The organism is Streptomyces sp. ALI-76-A, from assembly GCF_030287445.1.
Taxonomy (GTDB): domain Bacteria; phylum Actinomycetota; class Actinomycetes; order Streptomycetales; family Streptomycetaceae; genus Streptomyces.
Map to the genome: position 1 here is coordinate 6,356,520 of NZ_JASVWB010000002.1, position 21,055 is coordinate 6,377,574.

Here is a 21,055-nt window from a genome sequence, read left to right on the forward strand (position 1 = left end):
GGGCACGAACCGCCCGGGCCGGCAGAGGCACGAACCGCCCGGGCCGGCAGGGACACGAACCGCCCGGACCGGCAGGGACACGAACCGCCCAGGCCGGCAGGGACACGAACCGCCCAGGCCGGCAGGGGCATGAACCGTCCGGACCCGCAGGGGCACGAACCACCCCGGACCCGCAGGGACACGAACCGCGAACCGCGAGCCGTGCCCCTTCCAGGAGCGCGGCTCGGTTCGTCACCCCGCCGGGTCTTCGGCCGCAGGGGCGGGAGCCACCCAGGACGTACGCGTGAGCACCGCCGGACGGGCCGACCCGCCCCCGCCCTCTACTCCGCGAGCTCCCCCGGCCCGCTCCGCGAGCTCCCCGCTCCCGCTCCCCGTGCTCCCCCCGCTCCGCTCCCCGAACTCCCCGCCCTCTACTCCGCGAGTTCCCCGCGCCCCGGTTCCGGCTCCAGGTCGAACTCCCCGTCCCGCGCGCCGAGCACGAAGGCCGTCCACTCCGCCTCGGTGTACCTCAGCACGGTGTCCGGGTCGAGCGAGGAGCGCATCGCCACGGCCCCGCCGGGCAGCCGGGCGATCTCGACCCGCTCCTCGTGCTCCTCGGTCCCCGGCGCGCTCTCCCACTCGACACCGGAGATGTCGAGGGCGTACAGCTCGTCCCTCTCCCGCTCCTTGCGCGCCTTGATCTCCTCTGCCGTCTCCGCCATGCCGCAGCGACCCCTTCCCGACGTCCGTGCCAACGATCCGACGGTTCACCCTAGTGGCGCCGTACGCCCCGCCCACGGGCTTCCAGGACCGCGGTGAAGGCGCCCACCGGTGACTGGTACCCTGAGTGACGGCCGTTTGTGTACGCACCCCCGGAGCGCCGCTCTGGAGGCCGCGCCCAGCGGATCCCCGCCTCCCGAGTAACGGAAGCTCCCCCGAGACACAGACCGGGGGCACTCGGTGGCCATCACAGACCATGAGGAGTACGCGTGCCGCTCGACGCCGCTACGAAGAAGCAGATCATCACCGAGTTCGGCCAGAAGGAGGGCGACACCGGCTCCCCCGAGGTCCAGGTCGCGATGCTCTCGCGCCGTATCTCGGACCTGACCGAGCACCTCAAGACCCACAAGCACGACCACCACTCCCGTCGTGGTCTGCTGATCCTGGTCGGTCAGCGCCGCCGCCTGCTGCAGTACCTCGCCAAGAAGGACATCCAGCGCTTCCGCGCGCTGGTCGAGCGCCTCGGCATCCGCCGCGGTGCGGCGGGCGCCAAGTAAGACGCCGCGAGGGGAGCGGTTCCCACAGGTATGGGGACCGCTCCCCTTTGCTGTACGTACGACTTTGCCGTACGTACAAGGCTGTGCCGCACGATCCGCACGTGCGGAGTGTCACTGACGCTTTGTAGTGTGGTAGCACAACGCACGACGCAGGACACCACGTGATGAGGCGGGCCCATGGGGGTACGCCGACATCACGAGACGAAGAGTCGAACGAAACGAACGAGGAGAAGCGCACCGCGCCGCCGCCGGTCCTCGGTAGTGGCCCCCGGGGGAAGTGAGCCCCGAGGGCTTCGATCGAAGACCGGCCCGCACCAGACGGAGCGCTTCTCCGCAACCGTCCCCCTGCCACACGGGCGGAGAGGGACGAAGACGAGGAGAAAACGCTAGTGGAGAACGAGACCCACTACGCCGAGGCCGTCATCGACAACGGTTCCTTCGGCACCCGCACCATCCGCTTCGAGACGGGCCGCCTGGCCAAGCAGGCCGCCGGCTCCGCCGTGGCGTACCTGGACGACGACACCATGGTGCTGTCGGCCACCACCGCCTCCAAGAACCCCAAGGACCAGCTCGACTTCTTCCCCCTCACGGTGGACGTCGAGGAGCGGATGTACGCCGCCGGCAAGATTCCCGGCAGCTTCTTCCGCCGTGAGGGCCGTCCCTCCGAGGACGCGATCCTGACCTGCCGCCTCATCGACCGCCCGCTGCGCCCGTCCTTCCGCAAGGGCCTGCGCAACGAGATCCAGGTCGTCGCCACCATCATGGCGCTCAACCCCGATCACCTGTACGACGTCGTGGCGATCAACGCCGCCTCCGCGTCCACGCAGCTGGCCGGCCTGCCCTTCTCCGGCCCGATCGGCGGCGTCCGCGTCGCGCTGATCAACGGCCAGTGGGTCGCGTTCCCGACGCACACCGAGCTCGAGGCCGCCGTCTTCGACATGGTCGTCGCGGGCCGCGTCCTGGACGACGGCGACGTCGCGATCATGATGGTCGAGGCCGAGGCCACCGAGAAGACCATCCAGCTGGTCAAGGACGGCGCCCAGGCGCCCACCGAGGAGGTCGTCGCCTCCGGTCTGGACGCCGCGAAGCCCTTCATCAAGGTGCTCTGCAAGGCCCAGGCCGACCTCGCCGCGAAGGCCGCCAAGCCGACCGGCGAGTTTCCGATCTTCCTCGACCACCAGGACGACGTCCTGGAGGCGCTGTCCGCCGCCGTCCGCCCGGAGCTCGCCTCCGCGCTGACGATCGCGGGCAAGCAGGAGCGCGAGGCCGAGCTGGACCGCGTCAAGGCGCTGGCCGCCGAGAAGCTCCTGCCGGAGTTCGAGGGCCGCGAGAAGGAGATCTCCGCCGCGTACCGCTCGCTCACCAAGCAGCTGGTCCGCGAGCGCGTGATCAAGGAGAAGAAGCGCATCGACGGCCGCGGGCTCACGGACATCCGTACGCTCGCCGCCGAGGTCGAGGCCATCCCGCGCGTGCACGGTTCCGCGCTGTTCGAGCGTGGCGAGACCCAGATCCTGGGCGTCACCACCCTCAACATGCTCCGTATGGAGCAGCAGCTGGACACCCTCTCCCCGGTGACCCGCAAGCGCTACATGCACAACTACAACTTCCCGCCGTACTCCGTCGGCGAGACCGGCCGCGTCGGCTCCCCCAAGCGCCGCGAGATCGGCCATGGCGCCCTCGCCGAGCGCGCCATCGTGCCGGTGCTGCCGACGCGCGAGGAGTTCCCCTACGCGATCCGTCAGGTGTCCGAGGCCCTCGGCTCCAACGGCTCGACGTCCATGGGCTCGGTCTGCGCCTCCACCATGTCGCTGCTGAACGCCGGTGTGCCGCTGAAGGCCCCCGTCGCCGGTATCGCCATGGGCCTGATCTCCCAGGAGATCAACGGCGAGACGCACTACGTCGCCCTCACCGACATCCTCGGTGCGGAGGACGCCTTCGGCGACATGGACTTCAAGGTCGCCGGCACCAAGGAGTTCGTGACCGCCCTCCAGCTCGACACCAAGCTGGACGGCATCCCGGCCTCCGTCCTGGCCGCGGCCCTCAAGCAGGCCCGTGACGCTCGCCTCCACATCCTCGACGTGATGATGGAAGCGATCGACACGCCGGACGAGATGTCCCCCAACGCCCCGCGGATCATCACCGTCAAGATCCCCGTGGACAAGATCGGCGAGGTCATCGGCCCCAAGGGCAAGATGATCAACCAGATCCAGGAGGACACCGGCGCCGAGATCACGATCGAGGACGACGGCACCATCTACATCGGTGCCCAGGTCGGCTCGCAGGCCGAGGCCGCCCGCGCCACGATCAACGGCATCGCCAACCCGACCATGCCGGAGGTCGGCGAGCGCTACCTGGGTACGGTCGTCAAGACCACCACCTTCGGTGCGTTCGTGTCGCTGCTCCCGGGCAAGGACGGTCTGCTGCACATCTCGCAGATCCGCAAGCTCGCCGGCGGCAAGCGCGTGGAGAACGTCGAGGACGTGCTCGGTGTGGGCTCCAAGGTCCAGGTCGAGATCGCCGAGATCGACTCCCGCGGCAAGCTCTCCCTCATCCCCGTGATCGAGGGCGAAGGCGACGACGACGAGAAGAAGGACGACACCGACCAGTGACGTCGAGCAGCTCCACGGCGACGGCCCGCACCTCCTCGGAGGCGCGGGCCGTCGCCCGTACCCAAACCCTGATCAAGGGCACCAACGGCATCGGCACGGTCCGCAAGACCACCCTCCCGGGTGGTCTGCGCATCGTCACCGAGACCCTGCCGTCGGTGCGCTCGGCGACCTTCGGCATCTGGGCCCACGTGGGCTCCCGCGACGAGACGCCGGCCCTGAACGGCGCCACGCACTACCTGGAGCACCTGCTCTTCAAGGGCACGTCCCGCCGCAGCGCGCTGGACATCTCGTCGGCCATCGACGCCGTCGGCGGCGAGATGAACGCGTTCACGGCGAAGGAGTACACCTGCTACTACGCACGCGTGCTCGACACCGACCTGCCGCTGGCCATCGACGTCGTCTGCGACATGCTGACGGGCTCCCTCATCCTCGAAGAGGACGTCAACGTGGAGCGCGGCGCGATCCTCGAAGAGATCGCGATGACCGAGGACGACCCGGGCGACGGTGTGCACGACCTGTTCGCGCACACCATGTTCGGCGACAACCCCCTCGGCCGCCCCGTCCTCGGCACGGTCGACACGGTCAACGCCCTGACCGCCGACCGCATCCGCCGCTTCTACAGGAAGCACTACGACCCGACCCACCTCGTGGTCGCGTGCGCCGGCAACATCGACCACGACAAGGTCGTACGTCAGGTCCGCGCAGCCTTCGAGAAGGCTGGCGCCTTCAAGAACCCGCAGGCCACGCCCATCGCCCCGCGCGACGGCCGGCGCACCCTGCGCACGGCGGGCCGCGTCGAGCTGATCGGCCGCAAGACCGAGCAGGCGCACGTCGTCCTCGGCATGCCGGGCCTGGCCCGCACGGACGAGCGCCGCTGGGCGCTCGGGGTGCTCAACACGGCCCTCGGCGGCGGCATGTCGTCCAGGCTCTTCCAGGAGGTCCGGGAGAAGCGCGGCCTGGCCTACAGCGTGTACTCGTACACCTCGGGCTTCGCCGACTGCGGCCTGTTCGGCGTGTACGCGGGCTGCCGCCCGAGCCAGGTGCACGACGTGCTGAAGATCTGCCGCGACGAACTCGACCAGGTGGCCGAGCACGGCCTCCCGGACGACGAGATCGGCCGCGCCATCGGCCAGCTCCAGGGCTCCACCGTCCTCGGCCTGGAGGACACGGGCGCGCTGATGAACCGTATCGGCAAGAGCGAGCTGTGCTGGGGCGAACAGATGTCGGTGGACGACATGCTGGCCCGGATCGCCTCGGTCACCCCGGACGACGTCCGCTCGGTGGCCGGCGAGATCCTGGGACGGCGGCCCTCGCTGTCGGTCATCGGCCCGCTGAAGGACAAGCAGGCGTCCCGGCTGCATGACGCCGTCGCCTGATCAACCCCGGAACCCCGGTAAGGAAGCAAGAAGAAGATGAGCAAGCTGCGCGTGGCGGTCCTCGGTGCCAGGGGCCGGATCGGTGCCGAGGCGGTCCGGGCGGTCGAGGCGGCCGAGGACATGGAACTGGTCGCCGCCCTGGGCCGGGGCGACACGCTCGAGACACTGGCCGAGACCGGCGCCCAGGTGGCCGTCGAGCTGACCACGCCCGCCTCGGTCATGGACAACCTCGAGTTCTGCGTACGGCACGGCATCCACGCCGTCGTCGGGACGACGGGCTGGACCGAAGAACGCCTCGCGCAGCTCAACGGCTGGCTCGCCGAATCCCCGCGGACGGGCGTCCTCATCGCGCCGAACTTCTCCATCGGGGCCGTCCTGACCATGAAGTTCGCGCAGATCGCCGCGCCCTACTTCGAGTCCGTCGAGGTCGTCGAGCTGCACCACCCGAACAAGGTCGACGCCCCCTCCGGCACCGCCACCCGGACGGCCCAGCTCATCGCCGAGGCCCGCCGCGCGGCCGGCTCCGCTCCGGCCCCGGACGCCACCGTGACGGCGCTGGACGGCGCGCGCGGAGCCGACGTGGACGGCGTCCCCGTGCACGCCATCCGCCTGCGCGGTCTGCTCGCCCACCAGGAGGTCCTGCTGGGCGGCGAGGGCGAGACCCTCACCGTGCGCCACGACTCCCTGCACCACAGCAGCTTCATGCCGGGCATCCTGCTCGGCGCCCGCCGCGTGGTGACGACCCCGGGCCTCACCTTCGGCCTGGAGCACTTCCTGGATCTGGGCTGACACCCGCCATGCGAGCCAAGCTCTCCTACGCCGTCACGGCCGCCGTCCTGGTCGTCTACTTCGTCCTGGTCGGCAGCCGCGGTGTCATGCTCATCCAGGCCGGCACACTCCTCACCGTGACCTTCGGGGTCGCGGTGCTGATCCTGCCGGTCATCGGTCTGTGGTTCCTGTGGAAGAACACCCAGTTCGTCCGCAAGGCGAACCTGCTCGCCGCCGAACTCGACGCCGAGGGCGGCCTGCCGGTCGACGAACTCAAGCGCACGCCCGCCGGACGCATCGACCGCGAGTCGGCCGACGAGGTCTTCGCCCAGCGCAAGGCGGAGACGGAGGCGGCCCCGGACGACTGGCGCAGCTGGTTCCGCCTGGCCATCGCCTATCACGACGCCCGTGACACCCCGCGCGCCCGCAAGGCGATGCAACGTGCCATCGCCCTGCACGACGGCAGACCGGTCGAAGCCTGACCCGTCCGCCGTCCGCCCTCCGCTGTATGCCGAAGGGCCGGTCCGCCTCCGCGGACCGGCCCTTCGCGTCATCGGGGGGCGTCAGTCCCGCCGGTACTCGTCCGCCCACGCCTCGATCGCGTCCGCCGCCCGGTTGAAGGCACCGGCTCGCGCCAGGAAGTCCGCGTTGTGCGTGCTCAGCACCACCGGCACGTCCTGCGTACCGCGATCCCGCCGCACGAGGGTCAGTGCCTGCCCCTGCACCGCGCGGGGCAGCCCCAGCCAGCGCACCGGCTGCTGCACCGTCCGTACGGCGACGATCCGGTCCCACGGCACCGTACGGGTGCGGAGGAAGCCCACCAGGCGCAGCCCGCGGGCGCTCACCCACACTCCCATGCGCAGCAGCCGCAGCGCGCCGACGATGACCGCCGCCGCGAGGCCGAGGATGATCCCCGCCTCGGACACCGAGCCGGTCAGCGCGATGATCACCGCCGCGAACAGCACGTACGAGGCGAGCAGCAGCGCTATCGCGGCCGCACCCACGCGCCACGGTCCGGGCCGGTAGGGGCGCCGCCAGCGGTCACGGTCGTCGAAGGGCAGCGCGACATCCTCCGCCGCCTCGAATGCGCGGTCGGCTGTCAGGAAGGGCAGGGGCACGGCTGGTCCTCACTCAATCCACACGTGGGCTGTGCCCGGTGAGGTTATCGACCTGTGTCCCCGCCCACCACCTCCGGGGTCCGGATGGAGTCAGTCCCGGCTCACCGCCGTGGGCTCACCGTCCCTCGGACACCTGGGACCGGGACTGCTGTGTCTGCGTGGGCGACTGGTCCTGGGACAGCGCCGGCATTCCGAGGACCAGGGAACCCACGAGTCCGGCGATGATCGTGAGTCCCAGGAGGCAGCGCCCGGCCATCTCCGCGGCGGACGCCCGCTCACGGGGCGGGGGAGTGACATTGCTGCGGAACCTGTCGGCCTCGGCGAGGAAGGCGAACGGTACGGGTTCGCGCCGACGGAACATCGGGGTCGGTTCTCCTTTCGGTGATCGAACACATCACTGCTGTCGAAAGAGACGAACGAGTGCCACGGAAGGTGCCCGCTTGCCCCGAATTCATGGAAGATGTCGCGTCCCGGCACCGAAAGCCCTGATGTCAGTGCCGGGCCGTAGAGTGGGCGCCGCCCGAGAGAAGTGATGGAAGGACCCCCCGAGCCGTGACCGACACCCCCGCCGACGACCTGAAGCCCGGCTTCCGCAGTGACGTCACCGTCGAGCTCGTCAAGCACACCGCGTCCGACGCCGACGTGCTCTTCGCCGCGCGCGTCTCGACCGTCGGCGAGCAGTCCCTGGACGAGCTGGGCAAGGACCCGGAGCGCTCCAAGGGCTTGATCAACTATCTGATGCGGGACCGGCACGGCAGCCCCTTCGAGCACAACTCGATGACCTTCTTCATCAGCGCACCGATCTTCGTCTTCCGCGAGTTCATGCGGCACCGCGTGGGTTGGTCGTACAACGAGGAGTCCGGCCGCTACCGCGAGCTCCAGCCCGTCTTCTACGTACCGGATGCCTCCCGCAAGCTCGTCCAGGAGGGGCGCCCCGGCAAGTACGTCTTCGTCGAGGGCACCGATGTCCAGCGCGAGCTGGCCACCCGCACCATGGAGGACTCCTACCGCCAGGCGTACGAGGCGTACCAGGAGATGCTGCGCGCCGGCGTCGCCCGCGAGGTCGCCCGCGCGGTGCTCCCGGTCGGCCTGTTCTCCTCGATGTACGCCACCTGCAACGCCCGCTCGCTGATGCACTTCCTCGGCCTGCGCACCCAGCACGAGCTGGCGAAGGTCCCGTCCTTCCCGCAGCGGGAGATCGAGATGGTCGGCGAGAAGATGGAGGCGGAGTGGGCGAGGCTCATGCCGCTCACCTACGCCGCGTTCAACGCGAACGGCCGGGTGGCCCCGTAACGCACGGGTGCACCCGCCAGGGCACACATGTACGGGTCAGTCGCGTGAAGTGTCCGTATTGCGGCATTTGGAGAAGTTCATCTAGCCTGATCAAACGGACCCGGCACTGCTTGAACCCCCGAGCAGGCAGTGCCGGGCTCCGCATTTGTCACCACTTGTCGCCTGCCCCTAGGGCAGACCCCACCCTGAGCAACGAGTAGCGTGTTACCCATGGCTCCGACCTCCACTCCGCAGACCCCCTTCGGGCGGGTCCTCACCGCCATGGTCACGCCCTTCACGGCGGACGGCGCACTCGACCTCGACGGCGCACAGCGGCTCGCCACCCACCTGGTGGACGCAGGCAACGACGGCCTGATCGTCAACGGCACCACCGGCGAGTCGCCCACCACCAGCGACGCGGAGAAATCGGATCTCGTACGGGCCGTCCTGGAGGCCGTCGGCGACCGCGCCCACGTCATCGCCGGCGTCGGCACCAACGACACCCGCCACAGCATCGAGCTCGCCCGTACGGCGGAGCAGGTGGGCGCGCACGGCCTCCTGGTCGTCACCCCGTACTACAACAAGCCCCCGCAGGAGGGCCTGTACCGGCACTTCACCGCCATCGCCGACGCCGCCCGGCTGCCGGTCATGCTGTACGACATCCCCGGCCGCAGCGGTGTCCCGATCAACACCGAGACGCTGGTCCGCCTCGCGGAGCACCCGCGGATCGTCGCCAACAAGGACGCCAAGGGCGACCTCGGCCGCGCCGGCTGGGCCATCGCCCGCTCCGGCATCGCCTGGTATTCGGGCGACGACATGCTGAACCTGCCGCTGCTCTCGGTGGGCGCGGTCGGCTTCGTCTCGGTCGTCGGCCACGTGGTCACCCCCGACCTGCGCGCCCTGGTGGACGCGTTCACCTCCGGGGACGTCCAGAAGGCCACCGAGATCCACCAGAAGCTGCTCCCCGTGTACACGGGCATGTTCCGCACCCAGGGCGTCATGACGACGAAGGCCGCGCTCACCCTCCAGGGGCTGCCGGCCGGACCGCTGCGCGCCCCCATGGTCGAGCTCACCGCCGAAGAGGTCGAGCAGCTCAAGCTCGATCTCGCCGCCGGCGGGGTACAGCTCTAGTACCAGACTTCGCGCGCCCGCGCGCGCATCAGGCTTCACAACTGAATAAGCAGGCCACCGGTGCCTGCGTCCGCAACGACAACTGCTTCTGCACGAACGTCATGCGCGCCACGTGCCCTCCGGTACGTGGCGCGTGTGGTGAGGAGAGTCTTTTGAGTCATCCGCATCCTGAACTCGCCCCGCCTCCGCCGCTGACCGAAGGCGGCCTACGCATCACCCCGCTCGGCGGCCTCGGCGAGATCGGCCGAAACATGACGGTCTTCGAGTACGGAGGGCGCCTGCTGATCGTCGACTGCGGAGTGCTCTTCCCCGAGGAGGAGCAGCCCGGAATCGATCTGATCCTGCCGGACTTCTCGTCCATCCGGGACCGCCTCGACGACATCGAGGGCATCGTCCTCACCCATGGGCACGAGGACCACATCGGCGGTGTCCCTTACCTTCTGCGCGAGAAGCCGGACATCCCGCTGATCGGCTCCAAGCTCACCCTCGCCCTGATCGAGGCGAAGCTCCAGGAGCACCGCATCCGCCCGTACACCCTGGAGGTGGCGGAGGGGCACCGCGAGCGCATCGGTCCCTTCGACTGCGAGTTCGTCGCGGTCAACCACTCCATCCCGGACGCGCTGGCCGTCGCCATCCGCACTCCGGCCGGCATGGTGGTCCACACCGGCGACTTCAAGATGGACCAGCTCCCGCTGGACAACCGCCTCACGGACCTGCACGCCTTCGCGCGGCTGAGCGAGGAGGGCATCGACCTCCTCCTCAGCGACTCCACGAACGCCGAGGTTCCGGGATTCGTCCCGCCCGAGCGGGACATCTCCAACGTCCTGCGCCAGGTCTTCGCGAACGCCAACAAGCGGATCATCGTGGCGAGTTTCGCCAGCCACGTCCACCGCATCCAGCAGATCCTGGACGCGGCCCACGAGTACGGACGCCGGGTCGCCTTCGTCGGCCGCTCCATGGTCCGCAACATGGGCATCGCACGGGACCTGGGCTATCTGAAGGTCCCACCGGGTCTGGTGGTCGACGTCAAGACCCTCGACGACCTCCCGGACCACCAGATCGTCCTGGTCTGCACGGGCTCCCAGGGCGAACCGATGGCGGCCCTCTCCCGCATGGCGAACCGGGACCACCAGATCCGCATCGTCGACGGCGACACCGTGATCCTGGCCTCGTCGCTGATCCCCGGCAACGAGAACGCGGTCTACCGCGTGATCAACGGCTTGACCCGCTGGGGCGCGCACGTCGTCCACAAGGGCAACGCCAAGGTCCACGTCTCGGGTCACGCGTCGGCCGGCGAGCTGCTGTACTTCTACAACATCTGCCGCCCGAAGAACCTGATGCCGGTCCACGGCGAGTGGCGCCACCTACGGGCCAACGCGGAGCTGGGCGCCCTGACCGGCGTCCCGCACGACCGGATCGTCATTGCCGAGGACGGCGTGGTCGTCGACCTGATCGAGGGCAAGGCGAAGATCGCCGGCAAGGTCCAGGCGGGGTACGTGTACGTCGACGGCCTCTCGGTCGGCGACGTGGGCGAGCCGGCCCTGAAGGACCGCAAGATCCTCGGTGACGAGGGCATCATCTCGGTCTTCGTGGTCATCGACGCGTCGACCGGGAAGATCACGGGTGGCCCGCACGTCCAGGCCCGCGGCTCGGGCATCGAGGACTCGGCCTTCGCGGACGTCCTCCCGAAGGTCACGGAGGTGCTGGAGCGCTCGGCGCAGGACGGCGTGGTCGAACCCCACCAGCTCCAGCAGCTGGTACGACGGACCCTGGGCAAGTGGGTCTCCGACAAGTACCGGCGCCGGCCGATGATCCTCCCGGTGGTCGTGGAGGTCTGACGCCCCGTCGGACCGCCGACCGCGTCAACCTGGAGCGGGCCGCCTCGATTTGCATCGAGGCGGCCCGCTCCAGTACGTTTACGGCTCCGCTCGAGGGGGAACCCGGCAGCTTCGTGCTCCGGAGCCATCCCCCGAGGGGCGGAAATTCCGACTCAGAACTTCTGATAAAGTCGGAGTCGCCGGAAAGGGAAACGCGGAAGCGGGAACCTGGAAAGCGCCGAGGAAATCGGATCGGAAAAGGATCTGATAGAGTCGGGAACGCAAGACCGAAGGGAAGCCCGGAGGAAAGCCCGAGAGGGTGAGTACAAAGGAAGCGTCCGTTCCTTGAGAACTCAACAGCGTGCCAAAAGTCAACGCCAGATACGTTGATACCCCGTCTCCGGCCGGTTTCGGTCGGGGCGTGGTTCCTTTGAAGAAAACACAGCGAGGACGCTGTGAACGGCCGGGCTTATTCCGCCTGGCTGTTCCGCTCTCGTGGTGTCATCCCGATTACGGGAGAACATTCACGGAGAGTTTGATCCTGGCTCAGGACGAACGCTGGCGGCGTGCTTAACACATGCAAGTCGAACGATGAACCACTTCGGTGGGGATTAGTGGCGAACGGGTGAGTAACACGTGGGCAATCTGCCCTTCACTCTGGGACAAGCCCTGGAAACGGGGTCTAATACCGGATAACACTTCCATTCTCCTGAATGGTGGTTAAAAGCTCCGGCGGTGAAGGATGAGCCCGCGGCCTATCAGCTTGTTGGTGAGGTAATGGCTCACCAAGGCGACGACGGGTAGCCGGCCTGAGAGGGCGACCGGCCACACTGGGACTGAGACACGGCCCAGACTCCTACGGGAGGCAGCAGTGGGGAATATTGCACAATGGGCGAAAGCCTGATGCAGCGACGCCGCGTGAGGGATGACGGCCTTCGGGTTGTAAACCTCTTTCAGCAGGGAAGAAGCGAAAGTGACGGTACCTGCAGAAGAAGCGCCGGCTAACTACGTGCCAGCAGCCGCGGTAATACGTAGGGCGCAAGCGTTGTCCGGAATTATTGGGCGTAAAGAGCTCGTAGGCGGCTTGTCACGTCGGGTGTGAAAGCCCGGGGCTTAACCCCGGGTCTGCATTCGATACGGGCAGGCTAGAGTGTGGTAGGGGAGATCGGAATTCCTGGTGTAGCGGTGAAATGCGCAGATATCAGGAGGAACACCGGTGGCGAAGGCGGATCTCTGGGCCATTACTGACGCTGAGGAGCGAAAGCGTGGGGAGCGAACAGGATTAGATACCCTGGTAGTCCACGCCGTAAACGGTGGGAACTAGGTGTTGGCGACATTCCACGTCGTCGGTGCCGCAGCTAACGCATTAAGTTCCCCGCCTGGGGAGTACGGCCGCAAGGCTAAAACTCAAAGGAATTGACGGGGGCCCGCACAAGCAGCGGAGCATGTGGCTTAATTCGACGCAACGCGAAGAACCTTACCAAGGCTTGACATACACCGGAAAGCATCAGAGATGGTGCCCCCCTTGTGGTCGGTGTACAGGTGGTGCATGGCTGTCGTCAGCTCGTGTCGTGAGATGTTGGGTTAAGTCCCGCAACGAGCGCAACCCTTGTTCTGTGTTGCCAGCATGCCCTTCGGGGTGATGGGGACTCACAGGAGACCGCCGGGGTCAACTCGGAGGAAGGTGGGGACGACGTCAAGTCATCATGCCCCTTATGTCTTGGGCTGCACACGTGCTACAATGGCCGGTACAATGAGCTGCGATACCGTGAGGTGGAGCGAATCTCAAAAAGCCGGTCTCAGTTCGGATTGGGGTCTGCAACTCGACCCCATGAAGTCGGAGTTGCTAGTAATCGCAGATCAGCATTGCTGCGGTGAATACGTTCCCGGGCCTTGTACACACCGCCCGTCACGTCACGAAAGTCGGTAACACCCGAAGCCGGTGGCCCAACCCCCTTGTGGGGAGGGAGCTGTCGAAGGTGGGACTGGCGATTGGGACGAAGTCGTAACAAGGTAGCCGTACCGGAAGGTGCGGCTGGATCACCTCCTTTCTAAGGAGCACTTCTTAACCGGGCTTGCCCGGTTCAGAGGCCAGTACATCAGCGACTGTCTGATGCTGGTTGCTCAAGGGTGGAACGTTGACTATTCGGCCGGTTTCCGGGTCGGAGGCTGTGAGTACTGCTCTTCGGAGTGTGGAAAACAGATCTTCGGGCGGGTGCCGGCCGGGCGCGCTGTTGGGTGTCTGAGGGTACGGCCGTGAGGTCGCCTTCAGTGCCGGCCCCAGTGAACTCGGATCCGTGAGGATGCGGGGTGATGGGTGGCTGGTCGTTGTTTGAGAACTGCACAGTGGACGCGAGCATCTGTGGCCAAGTTTTTAAGGGCGCACGGTGGATGCCTTGGTACCAGGAACCGATGAAGGACGTGGGAGGCCACGATAGGCCCCGGGGAGCCGTCAACCAGGCTTTGATCCGGGGGTGTCCGAATGGGGAAACCCGGCAGTCGTCATGGGCTGTCACCCTTGCCTGAACACATAGGGCAAGTGGAGGGAACGCGGGGAAGTGAAACATCTCAGTACCCGCAGGAAGAGAAAACAACCGTGATTCCGGGAGTAGTGGCGAGCGAAACCGGATGAGGCTAAACCGTATACGTGTGAGACCCGGCAGGGGTTGCGTATGCGGGGTTGTGGGATCTCTCTTTCACGGTCTGCCGGCCGTGGGACGAGTCAGAAACCGTATGGATAGGCGAAGGACATGCGAAAGGTCCGGCGTAGAGGGTAAGACCCCCGTAGTCGAAATCTGTACGGCTCGTTTGAGAGACACCCAAGTAGCACGGGGCCCGAGAAATCCCGTGTGAATCTGGCGGGACCACCCGCTAAGCCTAAATATTCCCTGGTGACCGATAGCGGATAGTACCGTGAGGGAATGGTGAAAAGTACCCCGGGAGGGGAGTGAAATAGTACCTGAAACCGTGTGCCTACAAGCCGTGGGAGCGTCGGACGTCAAGCTTGCTTGACGTCTCGTGACTGCGTGCCTTTTGAAGAATGAGCCTGCGAGTTTGCGGTGTGTTGCGAGGTTAACCCGTGTGGGGAAGCCGTAGCGAAAGCGAGTCCGAATAGGGCGGTTCAGTAGCGCGCTCAAGACCCGAAGCGGAGTGATCTAGCCATGGGCAGGTTGAAGCGGCTGTAAGAGGTCGTGGAGGACCGAACCCACCAGGGTTGAAAACCTGGGGGATGACCTGTGGTTAGGGGTGAAAGGCCAATCAAACTCCGTGATAGCTGGTTCTCCCCGAAATGCATTTAGGTGCAGCGTCGTGTGTTTCTTGCCGGAGGTAGAGCACTGGATAGGCGATGGGCCCTACCGGGTTACTGACCTTAGCCAAACTCCGAATGCCGGTAAGTGAGAGCGCGGCAGTGAGACTGTGGGGGATAAGCTCCATGGTCGAGAGGGAAACAGCCCAGAGCATCGACTAAGGCCCCTAAGCGTACGCTAAGTGGGAAAGGATGTGGAGTCGCACAGACAACCAGGAGGTTGGCTTAGAAGCAGCCACCCTTGAAAGAGTGCGTAATAGCTCACTGGTCTAGTGATTCCGCGCCGACAATGTAGCGGGGCTCAAGCGTACCGCCGAAGTCGTGTCATTGCAGCATATAGCCCCAACGGGCGTTGTGATGGGTAGGGGAGCGTCGTGTGCCGGGTGAAGCAGCCGCGGAAGCGAGTTGTGGACGGTTCACGAGTGAGAATGCAGGCATGAGTAGCGATACACACGTGGGAAACGTGTGCGCCGATTGACTAAGGGTTCCTGGGTCAAGCTGATCTGCCCAGGGTAAGTCGGGACCTAAGGCGAGGCCGACAGGCGTAGTCGATGGATAACCGGTTGATATTCCGGTACCCGCTGTGAAGCGTCAAACATTGAATCCAGTGATGCTAAGCCCGTGAAGCCGTTCCGGACCCTTCGGGGAATGGAAAGTGGTGGAGCCGGTGGCCCGAGCTGGTAGTAGGTGAGTGATGGGGTGACGCAGGAAGGTAGTCCATCCCGGGCGGTGGTTGTCCCGGGGTAAGGGTGTAGCCCGTCATCCAGGTAAATCCGGATGGCACGAGGGTGAGACCTGATGCCGAGCCGATTGTGGTGAAGTGGATGATCCTATGCTGTCGAGAAAAGCCTCTAGCGAGTTTCATGGCGGCCCGTACCCTAAACCGACTCAGGTGGTCAGGTAGAGAATACCGAGGCGTTCGGGTGAACTATGGTTAAGGAACTCGGCAAAATGCCCCCGTAACTTCGGGAGAAGGGGGGCCATGTTCGGTGATCCGATTTACTCGGTGAGCTGGGTGTGGCCGCAGAGACCAGCGAGAAGCGACTGTTTACTAAAAACACAGGTCCGTGCGAAGCCGTAAGGCGATGTATACGGACTGACGCCTGCCCGGTGCTGGAACGTTAAGGGGACCGGTTAGTCACTCTTCGGGGTGGCGAAGCTGAGAACTTAAGCGCCAGTAAACGGCGGTGGTAACTATAACCATCCTAAGGTAGCGAAATTCCTTGTCGGGTAAGTTCCGACCTGCACGAATGGCGTAACGACTTCTCGACTGTCTCAACCATAGGCCCGGTGAAATTGCACTACGAGTAAAGATGCTCGTTTCGCGCAGCAGGACGGAAAGACCCCGGGACCTTTACTACAGTTTGATATTGGTGTTCGGTTCGGCTTGTGTAGGATAGCTGGGAGACTGTGAAGCTTGGACGCCAGTTCAGGTGGAGTCGTCGTTGAAATACCAGTCTGGTCGTGCTGGATGTCTAACCTGGGTCCGTGATCCGGATCAGGGACAGTGTCTGATGGGTAGTTTAACTGGGGCGGTTGCCTCCTAAAGAGTAACGGAGGCGCCCAAAGGTTCCCTCAGCCTGGTTGGTAATCAGGTGTTGAGTGTAAGTGCACAAGGGAGCTTGACTGTGAGACCGACGGGTCGAGCAGGGACGAAAGTCGGGACTAGTGATCCGGCGGTGGCTTGTGGAAGCGCCGTCGCTCAACGGATAAAAGGTACCCCGGGGATAACAGGCTGATCTTCCCCAAGAGTCCATATCGACGGGATGGTTTGGCACCTCGATGTCGGCTCGTCGCATCCTGGGGCTGGAGTCGGTCCCAAGGGTTGGGCTGTTCGCCCATTAAAGCGGTACGCGAGCTGGGTTTAGAACGTCGTGAGACAGTTCGGTCCCTATCCGCTGTGCGCGTAGGAATATTGAGAAGGGCTGTCCCTAGTACGAGAGGACCGGGACGGACGAACCTCTGGTGTGCCAGTTGTCCTGCCAAGGGCATGGCTGGTTGGCTACGTTCGGGAGGGATAACCGCTGAAAGCATCTAAGCGGGAAGCCTGCTTCGAGATGAGTATTCCCACCCCCTTTGAGGGGTTAAGGCTCCCAGTAGACGACTGGGTTGATAGGCCGGATCTGGAAGCCCAGTAATGGGTGGAGGTGACCGGTACTAATAGGCCGAGGGCTTGTCCTCAGTTGCTCGCGTCCACTGTGTTGGTTCTGAAACCACGAACAGCCCCATGCTCATGGTCACGGGTGTGGTGTGGCAGGTTCACAGTTTCATAGTGTTTCGGTGGTTATAGCGTGAGGGAAACGCCCGGTTACATTCCGAACCCGGAAGCTAAGCCTTACAGCGCCGATGGTACTGCAGGGGGGACCCTGTGGGAGAGTAGGACGCCGCCGAACAATTTTTCAAAGGGTTGGATCCCGAACTTCGGTTCAGGGTCCAACCCTTTTTTGTTCTGCGTCACTTGATGTTCACGTTGTGCAACCAGCATCCGAAGCATGGGTACTGCTGCAATGCTCAGGGCCGCCGGCGTCGGAGCCGGTGACGAGGTCGTCGTACCGGCCTTCGGGAACCTGGAGGTGGCCGAGACCGTGGTGTCGGCCGGGGCGCTTCCGGTGTTCGCCGACATAGACCCCCTGACGTACTGCCTCGATCCGTCCGCCGTGGAAGCGGTGGTGTCGTCGCGGACGTCCGCCGTGGTCGTCGTACACCGCTTCGGGCGGCCGGCGGACATGGTGGGCATGCTCGGGGTCGGGGAGCGGCACGGGCTGCTGGTGCTGCAGGAAGGGGAGTCCGCGGCGCCGTACGACGAGGTCGCTCAGCGCAGGCAGCGGGCCGCTTATCTCGACACGAGGTTGCGGGGGGTGCGCAGGCCTGAGGGCGGTGTCGGGCACACCTATCAGCAGTACGTCGTCCGGGTCCCGGGCAACGGGCGGCCGGATCGGGACGCCTTCGCACGGGCCGTGCGGGCCCGGGGTGTCGAGTGCCGGGTGCCGGTGAAGACGCCCGTGCACCGGCTGCCGGAGTTCCGGCGCTGTGTGTCGCTGCCGGAGACCGAGCGGGCCGCCGACGAGACACTGGCGCTGCCGGTGCACGCGTCTTTGACGAAGCGGGACATGCAGCGGATCGTCGGGGCGTGCAACGCGCTCGGAGGGCTGCTGCAACCTGCCTACTGAGGGCCTTGCGTCCTGGTGCGCGCAGTTGGGAGCACGGGTCTGTCCGGGGTATGATCTATCCCGTTGCCGCGAGGGAAACCCCGCAAGGCGACCGGCCCCTATAGCTCAGTCGGTAGAGCGTCTCCATGGTAAGGAGAAGGTCAACGGTTCGATTCCGTTTGGGGGCTCCGGAAAAAAGGCCCTCGCCCTCTCGGGCGGGGGCCTTTCGCATGTCCGCAGTTCAGTCCTTCTGGAGGCCGGGGACGCGCATGGCCAGGATCGCCATGTCGTCGGAGGGAGCGTCCGACGCGAAGCGTTCCACGGCGCGCATGATGCGGGCCGCCACCGCGCCCGCCGTGAGGCCCGTGCAGGTCGTGAGGACGTCGGCGAGGCCGTCGTCGCCCAGCATGCGGGTGCCTTCGCGGCGTTCGGTGACGCCGTCCGTGACGCACAGCAGGACGTCGCCGGGGTCGAGCGTGACGTCCTGCTCGTACAGCTCCAGGTCGTCCATGACGCCGAGGAGCGGCTGGGGTTCGGCGGCCGGTTCGACCGTGCCGTCCTGGCGCAGGCGGAGCGGGAGGGGATGGCCGGCGCAGACCACCTTCAGTTTCGCGCTGCCGTCCTCCTGAGGCCACAACTCGCCGTACAGGAGTGTCAGGAAGCGGCTGCGGGCGCCCTCGTCGAGGATGGCGGAGTTGAGGCGCTCCAGGACCGCCGGGCCGCTGAGGCCCTCGCGGGCCAGCAGCCTCAGGGCGTGGCGGGCCAGGCCCGTGACCGCCGCCGCGTTCGGGCCCGTACCGCAGACGTCGCCGATGGCGAAGCCGTAGGCGCCGTCGCGGATGGGGAACACGTCGTAGAAGTCGCCGCCGACTTCGTTGCCTTCGCCGGCCGCGCGGTAGATCACCTCCACCTCGACGCCCTCGATCACCGGGAGTTCGGGAGGCAGGAGGCTGCGCTGGAGGGACTGGCTGATGGCCGTGCGCTCGGAGTAGAGGCGGGCGTTGTCGAGGGCGAGGGCGGCCCGACGGCTCAAGTCCTCGGCCAGTTCCAGGATTTCCTGGCGGAAGTGTTCGTCCGTGGGCTTGCCCAGCGTCAGCATGCCGATGACGCGGTTGCGGGCCACGAGCGGGAGGACGACTGTTTCGCCGCCCACCGCCGACGCCGTGGCGAGCGTGGGGCCGATGCCGGAGGCGAGCTGACGGGACGGGCCGCCGCTCAGGCCCAGGCTGCGCATGGAGCTGCGCAGGGCCGCCTGGTGGGCTGCCTCGCCGGGGGCCGACCAGACGCGCGCGCCGGGGGTGGGGACCGGGTCCGGCGGGGGGACCTTCGACAGCAGGGACTTGATGCCGTCGATCAGTTCCTCGTCCTCGTGCAGGACGTACGACAGATACGGCTCGGAGGCCTGGTCGGCGATCGTGTAGACCGCGCACCAGGTGGCCAGCGTCGGGACCGTCATCTGGGCCATCAGAGCGAGGGTCTGGTCGCGGTCCAGGGTGCCGGCCAGCAGGTCGGAGGCCTCCACGAGGAAGCTCAGGGAGCCTCGGCGCAGGCGCTCCAGTTCACCGAGGCGGGCGGACTCCACGGCCAGTGCGATGCGGTCGGCGGCGAACTGGAGGCGCAGGGCCTCCTCGTTCGAGTATCTGCCCGGAGCCTCCGCCGCGACGCCGAGGGAGCCGGTGAGGCGGCCCTCCACCTTCAGGGGGACCGTGACGACCGAGCGCATGCCGGTGCCGCTGAGCAGCGGTACGGCCCCCGGTACGGCCGTGAGGTCGTCGTGGACGGCCGGCATGCGGGCCGAGCCGTAGCGGCCGGGGCCGGCCTCGACGGGGACGCGGGCGAAGCGCTGGCGGGCGGAGGGCAGGCCGGTGGAGGCGCGGACCTCCAACTCGGTCTCGTCGTCGGTGGCCAGCAGCAGGAACGCGGAGTCGGCGTCGAGCATGTCGCGGGCGCGTTCCACCGTGCGCTGGAGGAGGCCGTCGAGGTCGTCCGGAGCGGGGGAGCCGATGAACACCTCGAAGGGGTCGGTGCTCTGGCCGTCGGACGTCGTGGACGTGTCGGAGGCGGGGACCCGCAGCGGTGTCTGCAGGACGGCGCGTTCGTGATCCCTGACCAGGAGACAGACCGTGGACGGTTCGCCGGTCGTGTCGCGGACCCGCAGGTGGGAGGCGTAGACGGAGGTGACCCGGCCCTGGGAGTCCCTGATGCCGTAACTGCCCTCCCAGCGGGAGAGCTGGAGGGCCTCCACGATGCCGGTGCCGGTGCCGGGGGTGTGCGGCCAGGCGGCGAGGTCGGTGAGGGGCTTGCCGATGACGTGTTCGGCGGCGTAGCCGAAGAGGTCCTCGCCGTCCTCGTTCCAGGACGTGATGGCGCCCGTGCGGTCGATCTGGACGACGGCGACGCGGACGCGGCCGTCGGCGAGCGGGAGGAGGTCGGCGGGCAGGGCCGGGCCCGCGGCGCGGGTGCCCACCGGGCGGTCCGGGAGGTGGAGTTGGAACCAGACCTGCTTGTGGGTGGGCGTGTACTCCACGCCCCAGCGGTCGGCCAGCGCCGCGCACAGCTGGAGACCGCGGCCGCCCTCGCGGTCCAGGTCGCCCATGTTGACGGCCTGGCCCTGGAGCGGGATCTCGCGTTCCGGATAGTGGTCGGCCACCTCGATCCGTACGCCGTCGTCACTGCGCAGGCACAGGACGTCGGCGGCCGTGCCCGCGTGCACCACGGCGTTCGTCACCAGTTCGCTGGTGAGGACGACGGCGTCGTCGATGATGTCGGCGAAACCCCAGCCCTGGAGGGTGTCGCGGACGAAGGAGCGGGCGCTCGCGACCGATCGCCCGACGGGCTCGAAGCTGGCGGCCGCGCGCGCGGTGATCACTGAACTCCTCGTCCGGTCGTCGACGTGCAGGGCTGCGGGGCCGACCGGCTCGTGCCGCTGATGCGGCAGGACACCCGTCGGCCGGGGGTCCGGGGGCTGTCCCCCCGGGATCAGTCCGGTGGTCATGTGTGCGGCCGCCCTCCGATGCCCGCTCGTTCTCGTGCCACCGCCCAGACCGGACGGACCGGTGTGGCTGGACAGCCGCATGCAAGGTTACTTACCTTCCCCGTCCACGCGGATGCCGGTCGCGGTGTTTCCGTCGGAGGGTGTGCGGACGATGTGCGAAGCTGCCGAACTGTTATGGCCTGGTTCAGCCGGGGTGAAACACTGGGCAGGCTTCCGGTGCGGGCACTGGCAGGCTGAGTGCGATGTGCACACCGTGG

General features: G+C 66.8%; 13 protein-coding genes, 1 tRNA gene and 3 rRNA genes. 13 read left to right on the forward strand and 4 right to left on the reverse strand.

Features of this window, described 5'->3' with window-relative positions; all coding sequences use genetic code 11:
- Window positions 1-410: 410 nt before the first annotated feature.
- The gene (locus QQS16_RS29475) at window positions 411-701 is read right to left on the reverse strand and encodes a DUF397 domain-containing protein (protein WP_286065080.1); all 291 of its coding nucleotides are present in this window, start codon (window positions 699-701) and stop codon (window positions 411-413) included.
- Between the two features lie 267 nt (window positions 702-968).
- Between QQS16_RS29475 and rpsO the strand changes: the two genes are divergently transcribed.
- The 5 genes from rpsO (at window position 969) to QQS16_RS29500 (ending at window position 6,491) form a co-directional block, all read left to right on the forward strand.
- Complete coding sequence (gene rpsO, locus QQS16_RS29480) at window positions 969-1,256, forward strand: 30S ribosomal protein S15 (RefSeq protein ID WP_286065081.1); 288 nt, start codon at window positions 969-971, stop codon at window positions 1,254-1,256.
- Between the two features lie 389 nt (window positions 1,257-1,645).
- Window positions 1,646-3,865 (forward strand): polyribonucleotide nucleotidyltransferase, encoded by a 2,220-nt coding sequence (locus QQS16_RS29485; RefSeq protein WP_286065082.1) that lies wholly within the window; start codon window positions 1,646-1,648, stop codon window positions 3,863-3,865.
- Entirely contained in the window at window positions 3,862-5,241 is a 1,380-nt protein-coding gene (locus tag QQS16_RS29490) for a M16 family metallopeptidase (RefSeq protein ID WP_286065083.1), read from the forward strand. The genes QQS16_RS29485 and QQS16_RS29490 overlap by 4 nt, the downstream gene beginning before the upstream one ends.
- 36 nt (window positions 5,242-5,277) lie before the next feature.
- The gene (gene dapB, locus QQS16_RS29495; RefSeq protein ID WP_286065084.1) at window positions 5,278-6,030 is read left to right on the forward strand and encodes a 4-hydroxy-tetrahydrodipicolinate reductase; all 753 of its coding nucleotides are present in this window, start codon (window positions 5,278-5,280) and stop codon (window positions 6,028-6,030) included.
- Between the two features lie 8 nt (window positions 6,031-6,038).
- Window positions 6,039-6,491: a tetratricopeptide repeat protein gene (locus QQS16_RS29500; protein ID WP_286065085.1), complete on the forward strand. Its 453-nt coding sequence runs from the start codon at window positions 6,039-6,041 to the stop codon at window positions 6,489-6,491.
- Between the two features lie 81 nt (window positions 6,492-6,572).
- Here the strand turns inward: QQS16_RS29500 and QQS16_RS29505 are convergent, their stop codons facing one another.
- Both QQS16_RS29505 and QQS16_RS29510 read right to left on the reverse strand, forming a co-directional pair.
- On the reverse strand, window positions 6,573-7,127 hold the full coding sequence (locus QQS16_RS29505) for an SCO5741 family PH domain-containing membrane protein (RefSeq protein WP_286065086.1): 555 nt from the start codon (window positions 7,125-7,127) through the stop codon (window positions 6,573-6,575).
- Window positions 7,128-7,242: 115 nt separating this feature from the next.
- Complete coding sequence (locus QQS16_RS29510; protein ID WP_286065087.1) at window positions 7,243-7,488, reverse strand: hypothetical protein; 246 nt, start codon at window positions 7,486-7,488, stop codon at window positions 7,243-7,245.
- A gap of 191 nt (window positions 7,489-7,679) precedes the next feature.
- On the opposite strand from QQS16_RS29510, the gene thyX reads away from it, so the two are divergent.
- The 8 genes from thyX to QQS16_RS29550 all read left to right on the forward strand — a co-directional run bounded on the left by thyX (window position 7,680) and on the right by QQS16_RS29550 (window position 17,991).
- Window positions 7,680-8,420: an FAD-dependent thymidylate synthase gene (gene thyX / locus QQS16_RS29515; RefSeq protein WP_286065088.1), complete on the forward strand. Its 741-nt coding sequence runs from the start codon at window positions 7,680-7,682 to the stop codon at window positions 8,418-8,420.
- 210 nt (window positions 8,421-8,630) lie between these two features.
- Window positions 8,631-9,530 carry a 4-hydroxy-tetrahydrodipicolinate synthase gene (gene dapA / locus QQS16_RS29520; RefSeq protein WP_286065089.1) on the forward strand — a complete coding sequence of 300 codons (900 nt, stop codon included), beginning with the start codon at window positions 8,631-8,633 and terminating at the stop codon, window positions 9,528-9,530.
- A gap of 152 nt (window positions 9,531-9,682) precedes the next feature.
- Window positions 9,683-11,368 (forward strand): ribonuclease J, encoded by a 1,686-nt coding sequence (locus QQS16_RS29525; protein WP_286065090.1) that lies wholly within the window; start codon window positions 9,683-9,685, stop codon window positions 11,366-11,368.
- 502 nt (window positions 11,369-11,870) lie between these two features.
- Window positions 11,871-13,398: ribosomal RNA gene (locus QQS16_RS29530) — 16S ribosomal RNA — on the forward strand.
- Window positions 13,399-13,711: 313 nt separating this feature from the next.
- Window positions 13,712-16,835 (forward strand): 23S ribosomal RNA (locus QQS16_RS29535).
- A 95-nt stretch (window positions 16,836-16,930) separates the two neighbouring features.
- Window positions 16,931-17,047, forward strand: a 5S ribosomal RNA gene (rrf, locus tag QQS16_RS29540).
- Together the 16S, 23S and 5S rRNA genes form the textbook arrangement of a ribosomal RNA operon.
- A gap of 114 nt (window positions 17,048-17,161) precedes the next feature.
- The gene (locus tag QQS16_RS29545) at window positions 17,162-17,824 is read left to right on the forward strand and encodes a DegT/DnrJ/EryC1/StrS family aminotransferase (protein ID WP_286066496.1); all 663 of its coding nucleotides are present in this window, start codon (window positions 17,162-17,164) and stop codon (window positions 17,822-17,824) included.
- Window positions 17,825-17,918: 94 nt separating this feature from the next.
- Window positions 17,919-17,991: transfer RNA gene (locus QQS16_RS29550), tRNA-Thr, on the forward strand.
- Window positions 17,992-18,044: 53 nt separating this feature from the next.
- Here QQS16_RS29550 and QQS16_RS29555 read toward each other — a convergent pair.
- The gene (locus QQS16_RS29555; RefSeq protein ID WP_286065091.1) at window positions 18,045-20,798 is read right to left on the reverse strand and encodes a SpoIIE family protein phosphatase; all 2,754 of its coding nucleotides are present in this window, start codon (window positions 20,796-20,798) and stop codon (window positions 18,045-18,047) included.
- Window positions 20,799-21,055 lie beyond the last annotated feature (257 nt).

What these genes read in the sequence shown, in the direction of transcription:
- QQS16_RS29475 (WP_286065080.1), bottom strand. Translation starts at nt 701, where the DNA reads ATGGCGGAGACGGCAGAGGAGATCAAGGCGCGCAAGGAGCGGGAGAGG.
- dapB (WP_286065084.1), top strand. Translation starts at nt 5,278, where the DNA reads ATGAGCAAGCTGCGCGTGGCGGTCCTCGGTGCCAGGGGCCGGATCGGT.
- QQS16_RS29500 (WP_286065085.1), top strand. Translation starts at nt 6,039, where the DNA reads ATGCGAGCCAAGCTCTCCTACGCCGTCACGGCCGCCGTCCTGGTCGTC.
- QQS16_RS29510 (WP_286065087.1), bottom strand. Translation starts at nt 7,488, where the DNA reads ATGTTCCGTCGGCGCGAACCCGTACCGTTCGCCTTCCTCGCCGAGGCC.
- dapA (WP_286065089.1), top strand. Translation starts at nt 8,631, where the DNA reads ATGGCTCCGACCTCCACTCCGCAGACCCCCTTCGGGCGGGTCCTCACC.
- QQS16_RS29545 (WP_286066496.1), top strand. Translation starts at nt 17,162, where the DNA reads ATGCTCAGGGCCGCCGGCGTCGGAGCCGGTGACGAGGTCGTCGTACCG.
- QQS16_RS29555 (WP_286065091.1), bottom strand. Translation starts at nt 20,798, where the DNA reads ATGACCACCGGACTGATCCCGGGGGGACAGCCCCCGGACCCCCGGCCG.